This window comes from Bradyrhizobium sp. LeoA1Lang, assembly GCF_055413685.1.
This window is the reverse complement of the sequence record NZ_JBVAPG010000042.1, coordinates 41962-57765: the sequence shown is the minus strand read 5'-3', so window position 1 is coordinate 57765 and position 15804 is coordinate 41962. Positions and strand designations below refer to the sequence as shown.

The 15804-nt window shown below is 64.3% G+C and carries 10 protein-coding genes and 1 riboswitch; of the genes, 3 read left to right on the top strand and 7 right to left on the bottom strand.

Features of this window, described 5'->3' with window-relative positions; all coding sequences use genetic code 11:
• Positions 1-750: 750 nt before the first annotated feature.
• The 7 genes from ACZYOF_RS16670 to alaS form a co-directional block, all read right to left on the bottom strand.
• Positions 751-2337 carry an adenylate/guanylate cyclase domain-containing protein gene (locus tag ACZYOF_RS16670; protein ID WP_463716435.1) on the bottom strand — a complete coding sequence of 529 codons (1587 nt, stop codon included), beginning with the start codon at positions 2335-2337 and terminating at the stop codon, positions 751-753.
• Complete coding sequence (locus ACZYOF_RS16665; protein WP_463716434.1) at positions 2334-4028, bottom strand: hybrid sensor histidine kinase/response regulator; 1695 nt, start codon at positions 4026-4028, stop codon at positions 2334-2336. Before ACZYOF_RS16665 ends, ACZYOF_RS16670 begins: the two co-directional genes overlap by 4 nt.
• Complete coding sequence (locus tag ACZYOF_RS16660; protein ID WP_463716433.1) at positions 3986-4708, bottom strand: PAS domain-containing protein; 723 nt, start codon at positions 4706-4708, stop codon at positions 3986-3988. The genes ACZYOF_RS16665 and ACZYOF_RS16660 overlap by 43 nt, the downstream gene beginning before the upstream one ends.
• A gap of 142 nt (positions 4709-4850) precedes the next feature.
• Entirely contained in the window at positions 4851-5990 is a 1140-nt protein-coding gene (locus tag ACZYOF_RS16655) for an FIST signal transduction protein (protein WP_130581572.1), read from the bottom strand.
• Positions 5991-6031: 41 nt separating this feature from the next.
• Complete coding sequence (locus ACZYOF_RS16650) at positions 6032-6406, bottom strand: response regulator (protein ID WP_130581571.1); 375 nt, start codon at positions 6404-6406, stop codon at positions 6032-6034.
• A gap of 498 nt (positions 6407-6904) precedes the next feature.
• Positions 6905-8164: a cyclic nucleotide-gated ion channel gene (locus ACZYOF_RS16645; RefSeq protein ID WP_463716432.1), complete on the bottom strand. Its 1260-nt coding sequence runs from the start codon at positions 8162-8164 to the stop codon at positions 6905-6907.
• Positions 8165-8170: 6 nt separating this feature from the next.
• Complete coding sequence (gene alaS / locus ACZYOF_RS16640) at positions 8171-10843, bottom strand: alanine--tRNA ligase (RefSeq protein ID WP_463716431.1); 2673 nt, start codon at positions 10841-10843, stop codon at positions 8171-8173.
• A 203-nt stretch (positions 10844-11046) separates the two neighbouring features.
• Positions 11047-11134: riboswitch (glycine riboswitch) on the top strand.
• Between the two features lie 135 nt (positions 11135-11269).
• On the opposite strand from alaS, the gene gcvT reads away from it, so the two are divergent.
• The 3 genes from gcvT to gcvP are packed head-to-tail and all read left to right on the top strand — an operon-like array spanning position 11270 to position 15700.
• Positions 11270-12415: a glycine cleavage system aminomethyltransferase GcvT gene (gene gcvT, locus ACZYOF_RS16635; protein WP_463716430.1), complete on the top strand. Its 1146-nt coding sequence runs from the start codon at positions 11270-11272 to the stop codon at positions 12413-12415.
• Between the two features lie 12 nt (positions 12416-12427).
• Complete coding sequence (gcvH, locus tag ACZYOF_RS16630) at positions 12428-12793, top strand: glycine cleavage system protein GcvH (RefSeq protein ID WP_463716429.1); 366 nt, start codon at positions 12428-12430, stop codon at positions 12791-12793.
• A 9-nt stretch (positions 12794-12802) separates the two neighbouring features.
• Complete coding sequence (gene gcvP, locus ACZYOF_RS16625; protein ID WP_463716428.1) at positions 12803-15700, top strand: aminomethyl-transferring glycine dehydrogenase; 2898 nt, start codon at positions 12803-12805, stop codon at positions 15698-15700.
• Positions 15701-15804: the final 104 nt, after the last annotated feature.

The following is a 15804-nucleotide window of genomic DNA, read 5'->3' as shown; positions in this document are numbered from 1 at the left end:
GTGCAACAAAAAGCACGGGGGTAGGACCACAGGTTCAACCGAAGCATTCCGGCTTTCCCTGCGCGATGGTGTTACGGCTTACTTCGCGCTCTCCCCGGTGACCGGGCTTTCTTGCCACCGTCATCTCAAGCGCAAACTTGTTTGCGCGAAAAACTTAGCGCCAGCGTCGGGGCGCCAGGACCACACGACTTCGCCGTCCGCGATACGCGCGCTCGTCAGTCGCACGCATCACGTCCACCGCATCTCACCGCAACGTTCGTGACGATCGCGACCCGCCCCTCATTCGGGTGAGACGCGCGGAGTTAAATCACTGATTTGCCCGACGGCGAAAGCGGAATATTTTTCGCTGCAAGGCTGGACAGACTTTTGAGTGATTTGCCCGTCGGGTCGTTCTGTCGCGGCTAAGCACCGAAATCGTCGTTGCACTCGAAGCGAAGCAGGCCGCAGCGAAAGGAGGATGCGGGTCTCAAAGGCTCAGTCGAATGCCCTGCACGTCCGATTTCGGACGTAGAACGGAAATGGAAAACTCGATCCGAGAGTGACCGCTTTTGACCCAACTCGGAAGTCATCCACCTGTCCGAGGGGCTAGAAAGATCCCCTTCCAATTGAGGCGCCACGCGGGCATACCGGGGCAGTTGTTGGCGTCGTGATGGGACACCCAAATTTTCTAACGGAAAGCTGGGGGGCGTTGCTGGTCGGCATAACCTTCGCGCGGCCGAGCGGCGTCAGGTGCACCTTGCCGTTGCGCGCCTAGATCCGGCTCAAGAAAAACGTCTCCAGTTTGCCTTTGCCCTTTACCTCAATGCTGCCGCGTGGCTCCAGCGCGAAGGGACCGACGAGGTGGCGGGCTGTATCCTGGGATACATGGATTCGATTAGGCAGAGAATAGGCCTCAAGCCGGCTGGCGACGTTTACAGTATCGCCCCACACGTCATAGATGAAGCGGTGCGCGCCGATAATGCCGGCAACCACGGGACCGGAATGTATGCCGATCCGTATTTGCAAGGGCCAGCCGAAATGGCCGTTGACGCGGCCCAACCGATCAATCATGCCGAACGCCATTTTCGCGATCGCTGCGAACGGATCGGGGATCGGATCGGGCAAGCCGGCGACGGCCATATAGGCATCGCCGATGGTCTTGATCTTCTCGACGCCGAGCTCGCGGGCAAGCGCGTCGAATTCCGAAAACAGTTGGTTCAAATATTCGACTAACACTGCGGGCGCGATCCGACCCGAGTGCTCGGTGAAGCGCACCAGATCGGCGAACAGAACGCTTACGTCTTCGAAGCGATCGGCGATCATGGTTTCGCCGTGGTTCAGGCGGCCGATCACCTGTCTTGGCAGAATGGTCAACAACAGCCGCTCGAACTTGGCTGTTTCGTCCTCGATGCGGCGAAGGTATCTCTGCTCGCGGTCGCGCCAGCGCTTCTTGTGCAGACAGGCATTGATCCGCGCGCGCAGCAGGATCGGGTCGAACGGCTTCGGTAGATAATCCTCTGCGCCGGCCTCGATGCAGCGGACGGCGCTGTCTGTATCCGCCAGGGCCGTAATCATGATAACTGGAATGCGACGTAGCCGCTCATCCGCCTTCATGCGCACGAGCACGTCAAGTCCGTTGATGTCGGGCATGATCAAGTCGAGCAGGACGAGATCGAATTCATGGTGCTCGAGCGCCTGCAGGGCCTGCTGACCGCCGGCTGCGGAAGCGACGCCATGACCATCGCGGGCCAGTCGGCGCGACAGGAGATCGCGGTTGGCTTCGATATCGTCGACAACGAGAATGGAGCCGGTTTCGGTGACGGCAGACGGCTCCTGACGGACGGGCCCCAGGCTGCGAATCAGTTCGCTTACCATTGCCGCGCCGGTCTGGTCGCAGGCTAGGCTCGTCTCATCGAGATCGGCCGAAAATCGCACGATGTGATCGAGACGTGGCAGCAGGTCGGTGGCCGCCAGCAGCACTCGGTCGAGGTCTGCCCGCAGCGCGCTCGAGATATCGGCTAGATCCTCGCTGAGCATCTCGGCATAGCCTTTGATCGCGTTCAAGGGTGTACGCAGCTCATGGCGTAGCTGCTGCTCCTGGGTGGCGGCCGCCTGGCCGGTCAGGTTGTTCTCGCGATCGCCCTCGACCAGCCGGTCGACCTTGTCGGCGAGATCCCGCGCGGCACGGAGGACACAGTTGACATCCGGCAGCATATCCTGACGCCCGTCCCGCGACGCCTCTTCGTGCATGATCTCTGCATAGCCGAGCAGGGCGTTGACCGGGGATAGCAGTTCCTGGCGAAGGTGGGCGAGCCGAATTCGTGAGGCGCGCGCGCTGTCGGTGTCAATGATGCTCATGGCCGCTCCGGACCCGCGCGGGGGGCATGCCGGGGTACCAGTTCGTCGAGCGCCGCCAGCACGGCTTTGCCGCTGAATTCGCCCTTGTGCACCAAATGCTGCACCTGGCCGTTGAGGCGCGCGAGATCCTCGGCCGTCAGGGCCTTCGCGGTGACGACGATGACCGGGATGCGTCGCCAGCGGGATTCGGCGCGCAGCCGCGCGACGAACTCGAACCCGTCCATCTCGGGCATCATCAGGTCGAGCAGAATTGCGTCCGGTGAAGCCTCGTTCAAGCGTTCGAGGCCAACCCGACCATTCTCCGCTTGCGTGACCATGCAATCGATCTCCCGCAACGCGCGCCCCATCAGCTCGCTGGTCGGAGCGTCATCCTCGACGATCAGCACGTGCCGTGGCTCGCCCCTCGGGCAGCACTTTTCCACCGCGCGGACCAGTTGGTCGCGATTGATCGGCTTGATCAGGTAATCGGCGGCGCCGAGCGAGAAGCCGATGCTCTGGTTGTCGACGATCGTGACCATGATCACGGGAATTTCGGCGAGTGCCGCATCTTCCTTCATGGCACTGAGCACGGCCCAGCCGTCCATCTGCGGCATCAGAACGTCGAGTGTGACCACGTCGGGTTTCAGCGTGCGGGCAAGCTGCATCGCCTCCTCGCCATTGGCAGCCGTGCGAACGGCGTAACCGCCGCGCTGCAGGTGTCGGCACAGCAGTTCCCGCGCATTGGGATCATCGTCAACCACGAGAACGATGGGCGCATGCTCGGGCTCCGCGACCTGCAGACCAGGAGAGCGCTTCTCTAGCGTCGGGGTCGCAGTGTCCGGAGCGGCGCGTGTCGCCGCCGGCAGACGAACCACGAAGGTCGTTCCCTTGCCGGCTTCGCTGGTCAGAGTCACATCGCCGCCCAGCAGCAGGCAGAAGCTCTTGGTGATGGCGAGGCCGAGCCCGGTACCGCCATAGGCGCGGTTCGTCGATTCATCGGCCTGAGTGAAGGCCTCGAACACCTTGGCCTGCTGATCTGGCGTCATGCCGATACCGGTGTCGCGCACCTGAAACTCGATCCCGTCGCCGGCGTCGGTTGTATCGCGGAGCGCGGTCAACGTGATCGTCCCGTTCCTTGTGAACTTGCAGGCATTGCTGAGAAGGTTGAACAAGATCTGCCGCACCTTGGTCAGATCGCTGTGGATCGTGCCGACCTCGTCGGCGCAGTTGACCATGAGCGCATTGCCGGTCTTCTTGGCTAGCGGGATGACGGTCGCGGCGACGCCATCGATCATGGGCCGCAGTTCGAACGCCTCCAGATAGAGCGTCATCTTGCCGGCCTCGATCTTGGATAGATCGAGGATGTTGTCGATCAGGCCGAGCAGATGCTTGCCGGCATCCTGAATTTTGCGCAGGTCCGCCGTCTCCGATTCGCGCCCGGCACCCTGGGCGTCCTCGAGCAGCATCTCGCTGTAACCGATGATCGCGTTCAAGGGCGTGCGCAGCTCATGGCTCATGCTGGCGACGAAGTCCGACTTCGCACGGGTCGCCTGCTCGCTCGCCCAGATCGCTTTGTGCAGCTCGCCTTCCATGCGCTTGCGGTCGCTGATGTCGGCGAGGCCGTTGATCATCGCCGGCCGCCCCTCGAACTGGACTTGCTGCGAGGCTATCAGCGCCCAGAACTCCTCGCCTCCGGCCCGCTTGAGCAGCATCTCCATGCCTCCACATGGCCATGCTCGGTCAGCGCGCCGATGAAGCGCTCGCGATGCTGCGGGTCGGCGTAGAGAGTTTTCGCTTGAACGCCCAGGGCGGCGGAACCTTCGAGCCCGAACATTTCGCCAAAACGTTGATTGGCATACCGGATGATCCCGTCGTCGAATGTGACGATCGCCACCGCCATCGGTGCGGCCTCGGCAATGACACGGAGCCGCTGCTCGCTCTCCTGAATCGCCTGCTCCGCCTGCTTCACGTCGGTGATATCGGTGTAGGTCGCGACCGTGCCGCCGTCGTCGGTTTTGCGCTCGTTGATCTGGATCCAGCGCCCGTTGGAGCGTCGTTGCAGATGCGTACCCTTGGGATCGTGGTGCCTGGTTAGGCGTTCCGCGACCCAAGCCTCGTCGCGCCCCTTGGCGTCGCGGATCTCGCCTCTTGCGACTGCATTGCGGAGGATCGTTTCGAATGATACGCCCTCCTTCACGACATCGATGGTGCGGGTGCCGTGCATGTCTAAGTACCGCCGGTTGTATATCACCAGTTTGTCGTCGGCGTCGTAGAGCGAGAAGCCCTCCGAGATGCTCTCGATCGCGTCGGTCAGCCGGGTCTGGGCCTGCGTAGCCTTGTCGCGCGCCTCCGACAGCTCCTCGACGCTCAGCTCCAGCGAGCGCTCGAGCATCGCCCGATCGCTGTCGAAATCGGCGTATGCGGCATCGACGGCTGCTACGAAAGGCTGCAGCCCAGTCGGCAATTCGCCCTCGACACCGAGGTGCTTTCTGAGCTGACGTCGTAGCAGCCTGTGCATCTGTGCCCTGTGACGGTCAGTCCTCGGCGAAAGTCGTGATGGTCATGGTTTGATTGTGCAGGCGGCACTCGCCACCGTGTACGAAGGGGCTAAGCTCGCCGTACGAGTAGAACCCGGAAATCTTCGTATCCTTCCCGAACACATTCCTGATTGCTTCGATCTCTTCTTCGGTACGCTGCTTCATCACAAGCTTGCGACCGACGCAGCTCACCAGAATGGCAAGATCCGGCTGCTTATCGCTCAGCCCGCTGAGGCTGGCCCTGGCGGCGGACGTCGCGCCGTCGACGAGATCGTCAACGTTGGTCTTCATCAACCGCGCCGTTCCGCCCTGTGGGATGTCGCCGGCGAAGGTCATCGACTTTTTCTGCTCGTCTATGGACAGGACGGTCCGGACGACACCCTGGCCTCCCTTTGCGTCGGTAACCAGGATTGGGAAAAGCAAGGCAGAGCTTGGCAACTGCTCGGCGTGCGAGCCCAGGTACGATTTATAGAGATCGAGCGCCGACCGCCCATCCAGCTCATAGAGGATGTTGCCCTCGGCCCGAGTGATGGTGCGCAGCGGCCCGAACGGCTCCCAGCCGCCCATCGATGCGTAGCCAATGCGCAAATCGTTGCCGTACAGACCGACCGCTGCCACGCGCTGAGGGCCCGCGGCATCGTCGGCAATGACCCAAGTCTCGGAAAAGTTGGTTCCATCTCCGGAAAGGCCGCCAGTGATCGACACGCCTTCCGAGACGCCGCCCGCGAGACCGCGCGCCAGGTCGGAGCCATTGACGTGTAAGCCATCAGAAAGCACGAACACGTGGCGCAACGAGGCGTCGTTGAGCTGCCGCGCGAGCTCCTTGCCGACGTCATAGCTCGCCTTCGCCTCGCCAATCGCAGCGGAGGCGAACCGGAGCCGCGTATGTTCGAAGTCCGCAAGGGTGGCAATCACCGAGTCGTCGACGACCATGTCGCCGACGATCTCGCCGGAAGTCGAGCAACCGAGCATGGCGGCCCCTTTAAAATGGTCGCGCAGCTCATCCACGGGGGCGCCTGCCTGCATCAGTGATCTCGCGCCAAAAACGAACACGACACTTTGTCGTCCGACTTCATCGGTCGGCAAATTCGGGCGCCATCCCTCACTTTGAGACCATTTGTATTGAGCCGTTTTCATGAGTTGCTCCCTCTCATCGCTCGTTCGGACCTTGTGATCGTCTACCGTCCCGCAGCCGCGAGGAGCGCCTCGATCTTACCAAGCAGCCTCTGCAGCTCGATCGGTTTTGTGTCATAGTCGTCGCAGCCGGCCTCGAGGGCCTTGGCCCGGTCGGTCGCCATAGCGTGCGCCGTGAGCGCGATGATCGGGATCTTGCGCAGCTCAGGCGCGGCCTTGATCCGGCGCGTCGCTTCCCAACCGTCGATCACCGGTAGGCTCATGTCCATCAAAATGAGATCGGGCCTCTCATTCGTCGCCATTTCGACGCCGCGCGCTCCGTCCTCGGCGACGGCAACTTCGTAGCCGCCGCGCACGAGGCGCCGCGAGAGCATGTCGCGGTTCATCTCGTTGTCTTCGATCAGCAGGATCTTGGGCATCGCACAGCCTCGAGCCGGACTGTGAGCACTGCTTACCGGGATCGCCCGGATGACATCAATAGACGCTAAAAAAAATAGCTTAGCACCCCAGCCTGCCTGTCGCATCACAAAAATGGCGAGTAGGCCGACAGGGAATTCCCAAAGTTCGAGGTGATTTTTCAGTGGTACAGTGGGTCACAGCCGAGTTTTTGTACTCAGGAACTGCAACCAATAGATGCGAGAGGCGATCATTCATACTCGATAAAGCCCATAATTCGCACATGTGGGAGGCTTTCCATTCCTTGCATGTATGTACGCTGACATGCCATATCGTAGCAGCAAGGCGAACTCGCTGTTCAAGACTGTGAGCGACGAAGCATCAATCAAGCGGGGCAGCCGTAAGTTGGCGCCCTCTTTCATTTTAGACCAAACTTGTGATGTCGCCTGTTGGCCCATCGCGTCGATATTGGCTTGTCTGCTCTTGCACCGCTCTTCAGGACTCAGCGGGCGTGAATCACTTTATGAGTGCACGGCCTGATCGTCGTTTCCGCCGCCAGTCTCCGCCGGCTCCGCCTGCGCGATCTCGGCCGCGGCGATATCCCCCTTGCTGACTTCCCCGGTATCGGCGATCCGCGCTTCCGCGGTCTCCTTCACGTGCGCGGCAAGCGCCGGCAGGCGTTCGATCAAAGCGTGAAAATCCTGGGCGTCGAGCGCGAGCAGCCTGGTCTTGCGTGTCGCCGTCACGGTGCCGGAGCGGCTGGTGCGCTTGAGCAGCGCGATCTCGCCGAAGAAGGTGCCGTCGGAGAGCCTGACTCGCTGGCTCGGCAATTCGATCTCCACCTCGCCCGCGGTGATGAAATACATCGAAGAGGCCACGTCGCCGCGGCGGACCAGCACCTCGCCCTGCTCGATGGTCTGGGCGCGGAGCAGCCGCATGATGTCGGCGATCTCTGCGGCGCCGAGATGGGAGAACAGCGGCACCCGCGCCAGCATGCCCCAGGTGACGACGAAATCGCGCCGGCGCACCTCGTCGGCGAAGGCGGTCGAGATGATCGCGACCGGCAGCGCGATCATGGCAAATCCGAACACGATCGCGAACACCGTAACGATCTTGCCGAGCGGCGTCACCGGGATCACGTCGCCATAGCCGACGGTGCCGAGCGTCACCATCGCCCACCACATCGCCTGCGGGATGGTGCCGAACTTGTCCGGCTGGACCTTGTGCTCGATGGCGTAGAGCAGCGAAGCGAACAGCAGCACCGCGCCGGCGAGGATCACGAGGCAGCCGACCAGTGTGCGCCGCTCGGCATGCAGCGCCGCCAGCAGCGAGCGCATCGCCGGCGAATAGCGCACAAGCTTCAGGAACGGCAGCATGCCGAACAACACCACCGCGGTCTTGTCGCCCAGCATCAGCGCGATCGCCGACGGCAGGAAGGCGATGAGGTCGATGATGCCGAAGCTTGAGAACACATATTCGAGCCGCGCCCGCGCGGCCGTCGTGGCGTGCAGGGAGTGGCCGGCCACGCTCCAGATCCGCACCGCATATTCCAGCGCGAAGACAATGACCGCGGCGATCTCGATGGTCGCAAACAGCGCCCCGAACGAGGCATCGAGTTCCGGCACCGACGCCAGGATCGCCGCCAGCACATCGATGGCGATGATGAGGACGAGCAGCCGGACCAGGCGCGCGCCGGGCGTATAAGGCAGATGGTCGTGCTCGAGCAATTCGTAGAGCCGGTCCCGCAACTCAGGGGCACCGGTCTCGCGCTTGCCGGGCATGGTCGCTTACACGCCGGCGAGCGCTTGCTCGATCGCCGATAGCGCCGCATTGGCCTTGGCGCCATCCGGCCCACCGGCCTGCGCCATGTCGGGCCGGCCGCCGCCGCCCTTGCCGCCAAGCGCCTCCGATCCCTTGCGCACCAGATCGACCGCGTTGAAGCGCGAGGTGAGATCGGCGGTGACGCCGACCACGATGCCGGCCTTGCCGTCCTCGGTGACGCCGACGATCGCGACCACGCCGGAGCCGATCTGCTTCTTGCCGTCGTCGACCAGGCTCTTGAGGTCCTTGGTCTCGACGCCCTCAACGGCGCGCGCCAGCAGCTTGACGTTGCCGACCTCGCGCACGCCTGCGCCGCCGCCGTTCGAGGCGGCGCCGCCGCCCATCGCGAGCTTCTTGCGCGCATCCGACAGGTCGCGCTCGAGCTTCTTGCGCTCTTCCATCAATGAGGCGATGCGCGCCGGCACGTCCTCGACCGACGTGCGCAGCTCCTGCGCCGCGGTCTTCGCCAGCGCGATGGTGTCATTGGCGTGCTTGCGGGCATAGCTGCCCGTCAGCGCCTCGATGCGGCGGACGCCGGAGGCTACGGCGCTTTCGTTGGTCACCGAGATCAGGCCGATGTCGCCGGTACGCCGCACATGGGTGCCGCCGCACAATTCCACCGACCAGCCGAGCGCGTTCTGGCCCTGCTCGCGCGGGCCCTTGCCCATCGAGACCACGCGGACTTCGTCGCCGTACTTCTCGCCGAACAAAGCGCGGGCGCCGGCTTCGCGGGCGTCATCGACCGCCATGACGCGGGTGGTGACCTCGTCGTTCTCGAGCACCACGTCGTTGGCGATGTCCTCGACCCGGGCGAGTTCCTCCGCCGTGATCGGCTTCGGGTGCACGAAGTCGAAGCGCAGCCGGTCCGGCGCGACCAGCGAGCCGCGCTGGGCGATGTGGTCGCCGAGCACCTGCCGCAGCGCCTCGTGTAACAGATGCGTCGCCGAGTGGTTGCGCCGGATCGCCGAACGCCTGCCGTGATCGACGTCGAGCTGCAGCGCGGTGCCGGCCTTCAGGGTGCCCTGCTCCACCTGGCCGATGTGAACGAAGAGATCGCCAGCCTTCTTCTGGGTATCGGTGACACGGAACGTGACGCCTTCGCCGGTCAAAACTCCGATGTCGCCGACCTGGCCGCCGGACTCCGCATAGAACGGCGTCTGGTTGAGAACCACCGCGCCGCTCTCGCCGGCCTTCAACCCGTCGACCTCCTGGCCATCCTTCACCAGCGCCGCGACCACGCCCTCGGCGCGCTCGGTCTCGTAGCCGAGGAATTCGGTCGCGCCGAGCTTCTCGCGCAACGGGAACCAGACGCTCTCGGTCGCAGCCTCGCCCGAGCCCGCCCAGGCCGCACGCGCCTTCTCGCGCTGGCGATCCATCGCGTCGGTGAAGGACGCCTGGTCGACGCTGATGCCGCGCGACTTCAGCGCGTCCTGGGTCAGGTCGAGCGGGAAACCATAGGTGTCGTAGAGCGTGAAGGCGGTGTCGCCGTCGAACATGTCGCCCTTTTTCAGGCCGGCGCTCTTCTCATCCAGAATGGCAAGGCCGCGCTCCAAGGTCTTGCGGAAGCGGGTCTCTTCCAGCCGCAGCGTTTCTTCAATCAGTTTCTCAGCGCGCACCAGTTCCGGATAGGCCTGGCCCATCTCGCGCACCAGCGCCCAGACCAGGCGATGCATCAGCGGCTCGCGTGCGCCGAGGAGCTGCGCATGGCGCATCGCGCGGCGCATGATGCGGCGCAGCACGTAACCGCGGCCTTCATTGGAAGGCAGCACGCCGTCGGAGATCAGGAATGAGGACGCGCGCAAATGATCGGCGATCACGCGCAGCGAGGCCTTGTGCTCGCCCCTGGGATCGGCGCCGGTGAGATCGGCGATGGCGCGGATCAGCGAGACGAACAGGTCGATGTCGTAATTGTCGTGCACGCCCTGCAGCACGGCGGCGACGCGCTCCAATCCCGCGCCGGTGTCGATCGAGGGCTTCGGCAGCGGATTGCGCGCGCCGCCCTCGAGCTGCTCGAACTGCATGAACACGAGATTCCAGATCTCGATGAAGCGGTCGCCGTCCTGCTCCGCCGAGCCGGGCGGGCCGCCCCAGACCTTGTCGCCATGGTCGTAGAAGATTTCCGAGCACGGGCCGCAGGGGCCGGTGTCGCCCATCTGCCAGAAATTGTCGGAGCCGGCGATGCGGATGATGCGCGAGTCCGGAAGGCCCGCGATCTTCTTCCAGAGATCATAGGCCTCGTCGTCATCGATATAGACGGTCGCCGTCAGCTTGTCCTTGGGCAGGCCGAATTCCTTGGTGACCAGGTTCCAGGCCAGCTCGATCGCGCGATCCTTGAAATAATCGCCGAAGGAGAAGTTGCCGAGCATCTCGAAGAAGGTGTGATGGCGCGCGGTGTAACCGACATTGTCGAGGTCGTTGTGCTTGCCGCCGGCGCGCACGCATTTCTGCGAGGTGGTCGCGCGCTGATAGGGGCGCTTCTCGACCCCGGTGAAGACGTTCTTGAACTGCACCATGCCGGCATTGGTGAACATCAAGGTCGGGTCGTTGCGCGGAACCAGCGGCGACGACGGCACGATCTCGTGGCCGTTCTTCGCGAAGAAATTCAGAAAGGTCGACCTGATGTCGTTGACGCTGCTCATAGCCATCCAACCGGAAAAGGGGCCCGGAATCCGCCACAAAAGGGTTAATCTTCCGGCCGAACGCTTTTAGACAAGGCGCACGGCGGTGTCCAGAAACTGTGCAAGCACATCATAGGCTTGCCGCGATCGCGTAAAGGGCCGTTGATAGTTGCCGCGGCCGCGTTGACAGCCTTGGCCGCGCCGTGTTTCCCTCCTATCTACTCTCAGTCACGTCGGGAGAGACCGGCCTTGCGCCGGCGCCGAAGGAGCAACCGCCCCGGAAACTCTCAGGCAAAAGGACCGCGTGACCACTGACATCTGGAAAGAGGTGCGTGAGGCTTCAAGCCGGGCGCGCCCGCCGACGGGATAATACTCTCAGGCAAAGCGACAGATGGGGCTTTTGGGTTTCCAGGGGATGGTCCCCAGGGGAACCGCGAGGGCCCTGCAATGCTTGCGCGAGACGAATCCGACCTCAAACGCACTCCCCTTTACGCGCTGCACCTCGCCCGCGGGGGCAAGATGGTGCCGTTCGCGGGCTATGGGATGCCCGTGCAGTACCCTGCGGGCGTGCTGAAAGAGCACCTTCATACGCGCAGCCACGCCGGGCTGTTCGACGTCTCCCATATGGGCCAGATTGCGCTGCGGCCGAAATCCGGCAAGGTCTCCGACGCGGCCGTGGCGCTGGAGCGGCTGGTGCCGCAGGACATCCTCGGCGTCGCGCCGGGACGGCAGCGCTATGCCCAATTCACCAATGCCGATGGCGGCATCCTCGACGATCTCATGGTCGCGAATTTCGGCGATCACCTGTTCCTGGTGGTGAACGCCGCCTGCAAGGCCGAGGATGAGGCGCACCTACGGAAACATCTGTCCGATGCCTGCGACATCGATTCGCTGTCGGGCCGCGCGCTGATCGCGCTGCAGGGGCCGAAGGCCGAATCGGCGCTGGCGAAAATTTGTGCAGACGCGCCGGCGATGAAATTCATGGACGCCGGCCCGCGCCGCGTCGCTGGGCTCGACTGCTTCGTCTCCCGCTCCGGCTATACCGGCGAGGACGGTTTCGAAATCTCCGTTCCCGCGCAGCATGCCGAAGCACTGGTGACCCGGCTCCTGGATAATCCCGATGTGCTGCCGATCGGGCTCGGCGCGCGCGACAGCCTCCGGCTGGAAGCCGGGCTCTGCCTCTACGGCCACGACATCGACACCACGACGACGCCGGTCGAAGCCGCGCTGGAATGGTCGGTCCAGAAGAGCCGCCGCAAGGGCGGCGCCCGCACCGGCGGTTTTCCGGGTGCGGAAAAGATCCTCGATCAGTTCGAGCGTGGCGCGCCGCGCCGCCGGGTCGGCCTGAAGGCGCAGGGACGCGCACCGGTGCGCGAGGGCGCGCCGCTGTTCGCCGATGCGGATACAGGCGAGGCGATCGGCAAGGTCACGTCGGGAGGCTTTGGCCCGAGCCTCAATGCGCCGGTCGCGATGGGCTACCTGCCCACCGCGCTCTCCGGCATCGGCACCACCGTTTTCGCGGAGGTGCGCGGCCAGCGCCTGCCGCTTGCGGTCGCCGCCACGCCTTTCGTTCCCAACACCTATAAACGCTAGAGGACACTTTTCATGACGACGCTCTACACGTCCGACCACGAATGGCTCCACATCGAGGGCGATGTCGCCACGATCGGGATCACCGACTACGCGCAGCAGCAGCTCGGCGACGTCGTGTTCATCGAATTGCCAAAGGTCGGGCGCGCGCTGAAGAAAGCGGAAGCCGCCGCCGTCGTGGAATCCGTGAAAGCGGCCTCCGATGTCTACGCGCCGATCTCGGGCGAGGTGCTCGAGGTCAATGACGCGCTCACAGCCGAGCCGGCGTTGGTCAATTCGGATGCCGGCGGCAAGGCCTGGTTCTTCAAGATGAAGATCGCCGACAAGAACGAGCTCGGCGGCCTGATGGACGAAGCCGCCTACAAAGCCCACACCGCCTGAGAGGTTTCCATGAACGCGCCGTTCAAACCGACCAGTGAAGCCGCGGCCACCTTCGTGCGCCGCCACATCGGCCCCTCGCCGCGCGACGTCGACGCGATGCTGCAGACCGTCGGCGCCACCAGCCTCGCCGCGCTGATGGGCGAGACGCTGCCCTCATCGATCCGGCAGACGGCGCCGCTCGACCTCGGCCGCGCGCTGAGCGAGACCGAGGCGCTGGCCCATATGAACGAGCTGGCGGCGCAGAACCAAGTGTTCACCTCGCTGATCGGTCAAGGCTATTCCGGCACGATTTTACCTGCGGTGATCCAGCGCAACATCCTGGAAAATCCGGCCTGGTACACGGCCTACACGCCCTATCAGCCCGAGATCAGCCAGGGCCGGCTGGAAGCACTGTTCAACTTCCAGACCATGATCTGCGACCTGACCGGGCTCGACGTCGCCAACGCCTCGCTGCTCGACGAGGCAACCGCGGCCGCCGAAGCGATGGCGCTCGCCGAGCGGCACTCGCAGGTGAAGGCGAAAGCATTCTTCGTCGATCACGAAGTCCATCCGCAGACGCTCGCGGTGCTGCGCACCCGTGCCGAGCCGCTCGGCTGGAGCCTGATCGTCGGCGATCCCCTCACCGATCTCGACAAGGCCGACGTGCTCGGCGCCCTCCTGCAATATCCGGGCACCTCGGGCGCAGTCCGCGACCTGCGGCCCGCCATCACATCGCTGCGCGCGAAGGGCGCGCTCGCGATCGTCGCCGCCGACCTTTTGGCGCTGACGGTCCTTGCGTCGCCGGGCGAGCTCGGCGCCGACATCGCCATCGGCTCGGCGCAGCGCTTTGGCGTGCCGATGGGCTATGGCGGCCCGCATGCCGCCTACATGGCGGTGCGCGATGCGCTGAAGCGCTCGCTGCCCGGCCGCCTCGTCGGGCTATCAGTGGATTCGCGCGGGATGGCGGCCTATCGGCTGGCGCTGCAGACCCGCGAGCAGCATATCCGCCGCGAGAAGGCGACCTCCAACATCTGCACCGCGCAGGTGCTGCTCGCCGTGATCGCCTCGATGTATGCGGTCTATCACGGCCCTGAAGGCCTCACTCATATCGCGCGCAATGTGCATCGCCGCGCCGCCGTGCTGGCAGCGGGATTGCGCAAGCTCGGCTTTGCGCCCACGAGCGAGGCGTTCTTCGACACGCTGACCGTCGAGGTCGGCGCGAAGCAGAACGAGATCGTCGCCCGTGCGCTCGCGGAGAAGATCAATCTGCGCGTCGGCCAAGGGATCGGCCAAGGGATCAGCCAAGGCACGCTCGGGATCGCCGTCGACGAGACCACGACATCGGAGACCGTCGAGGCGGTGTGGCGCGCATTCGGCGGTACGCTGGCCTATGCCGACGTCGAGACCGGCGCGCGCGAGGCGCTGCCGGCGGAATTGAAGCGCACCACCGCGTTCCTGACCCATCCGGTGTTCCATGCGCATCGCTCCGAGACCGAGCTGCTGCGCTACATGCGCAAGCTCTCAGATCGCGACCTCGCGCTCGATCGCGCGATGATCCCGCTCGGCTCCTGCACCATGAAGCTGAACGCGACCACGGAGATGGTGCCGCTGACCTGGCCGGCGTTCGGCAGCCTGCATCCGTTCGCGCCGGCAGATCAGGCCAAGGGCTATCACGCGCTGTTTGCACGATTGGAAAAATGGCTGTGCGACATCACCGGCTATGACGCGGTCTCGCTGCAGCCGAATTCGGGGGCGCAGGGCGAATATGCGGGCCTGCTCGCGATCCGCGGCTATCATGCCGCGCGCGGCGAGGACCATCGCAGGATCTGCCTGATCCCCTCCTCCGCCCACGGCACCAATCCGGCATCCGCCGCGATGGTCGGCATGGACGTCGTGGTGGTCGCCTGTGATGCGCGCGGCGACGTCGATGTCAATGATCTCCGCGCCAAGGCGGAGAAGCATTCGGCTGACCTCGCGGCAGTGATGATCACCTATCCCTCGACGCATGGCGTGTTCGAGGAGCACATCAGCGAGATTTGCGACATCGTGCATCAGCATGGCGGACAGGTCTATCTCGATGGCGCCAATTTGAACGCGCAGGTCGGGCTGTCGCGGCCCGGCGACTATGGCGCCGACGTCAGCCATCTCAATCTGCACAAGACGTTCTGCATCCCGCATGGCGGCGGCGGCCCCGGCATGGGCCCGATCGGCGTGCTGGCGCATCTGGCCCCTTATCTGCCCGGCCACCCCGCAACCAATGGCGGAACGCCGCACCCGGTCGGACCGGTGTCGGCCGCGCCGTTCGGCTCGGCGTCGATCCTGACCATCTCCTACATTTATATCCTGATGATGGGCGGCGAAGGCCTGACGCGCGCCACCGAGATCGCGATCCTCAATGCCAACTACATCGCGGCACGCCTGCAGGCGCATTTCCCGGTGCTGTACCGCAACGCCAAGGGCCGCGTCGCGCATGAATGCATCGTCGATCCGCGTCCCCTGAAGACCTCGGCCGGCGTCACGGTCGACGACATTGCCAAACGCCTGATCGACTACGGCTTCCACGCGCCGACCATGAGCTTCCCGGTGCCGGGCACGCTGATGATCGAGCCGACGGAATCCGAATCCAAGGCCGAGCTGGATCGTTTTTGTGATGCCATGATCGCGATCCGCCAGGAGATCGCCGAGATCGAAAGCGGCCGCTTCAAGGTCGAGGCCTCGCCGCTCCGGAACGCGCCGCACACCGTGCACGACATCGCGGACGATGCATGGAATCGCGCCTACAGCCGCGCCGAGGGCTGCTTCCCGGACGGCGTCTCCCGGTCAGACAAATATTGGAGCCCTGTCGGCCGCGTCGACAATGTCTACGGCGACCGTAACCTAGTGTGCTCCTGCCCGCCGGTGAGCGATTACGCGGAAGCTGCGGAGTGAGGTGACCACATCAATGCGGGGGCGTGCCAAAGCGCGCCCCCGGAATGACGAAATTGTAGAATTGTAAGATGGGTAGAGCGCTGCGAAACCCATCGCCCTATGCG

What these genes read in the sequence shown, in the direction of transcription:
- gcvP (WP_463716428.1), top strand. Translation starts at nt 12,803, where the DNA reads ATGAACGCGCCGTTCAAACCGACCAGTGAAGCCGCGGCCACCTTCGTG.
- ACZYOF_RS16655 (WP_130581572.1), bottom strand. Translation starts at nt 5,990, where the DNA reads ATGAAAACGGCTCAATACAAATGGTCTCAAAGTGAGGGATGGCGCCCG.
- ACZYOF_RS16650 (WP_130581571.1), bottom strand. Translation starts at nt 6,406, where the DNA reads ATGCCCAAGATCCTGCTGATCGAAGACAACGAGATGAACCGCGACATG.
- ACZYOF_RS16645 (WP_463716432.1), bottom strand. Translation starts at nt 8,164, where the DNA reads ATGCCCGGCAAGCGCGAGACCGGTGCCCCTGAGTTGCGGGACCGGCTC.
- ACZYOF_RS16660 (WP_463716433.1), bottom strand. Translation starts at nt 4,708, where the DNA reads ATGCTCGAGCGCTCGCTGGAGCTGAGCGTCGAGGAGCTGTCGGAGGCG.
- ACZYOF_RS16670 (WP_463716435.1), bottom strand. Translation starts at nt 2,337, where the DNA reads ATGAGCATCATTGACACCGACAGCGCGCGCGCCTCACGAATTCGGCTC.
- alaS (WP_463716431.1), bottom strand. Translation starts at nt 10,843, where the DNA reads ATGAGCAGCGTCAACGACATCAGGTCGACCTTTCTGAATTTCTTCGCG.
- gcvT (WP_463716430.1), top strand. Translation starts at nt 11,270, where the DNA reads ATGCTTGCGCGAGACGAATCCGACCTCAAACGCACTCCCCTTTACGCG.
- gcvH (WP_463716429.1), top strand. Translation starts at nt 12,428, where the DNA reads ATGACGACGCTCTACACGTCCGACCACGAATGGCTCCACATCGAGGGC.
- ACZYOF_RS16665 (WP_463716434.1), bottom strand. Translation starts at nt 4,028, where the DNA reads ATGCTGCTCAAGCGGGCCGGAGGCGAGGAGTTCTGGGCGCTGATAGCC.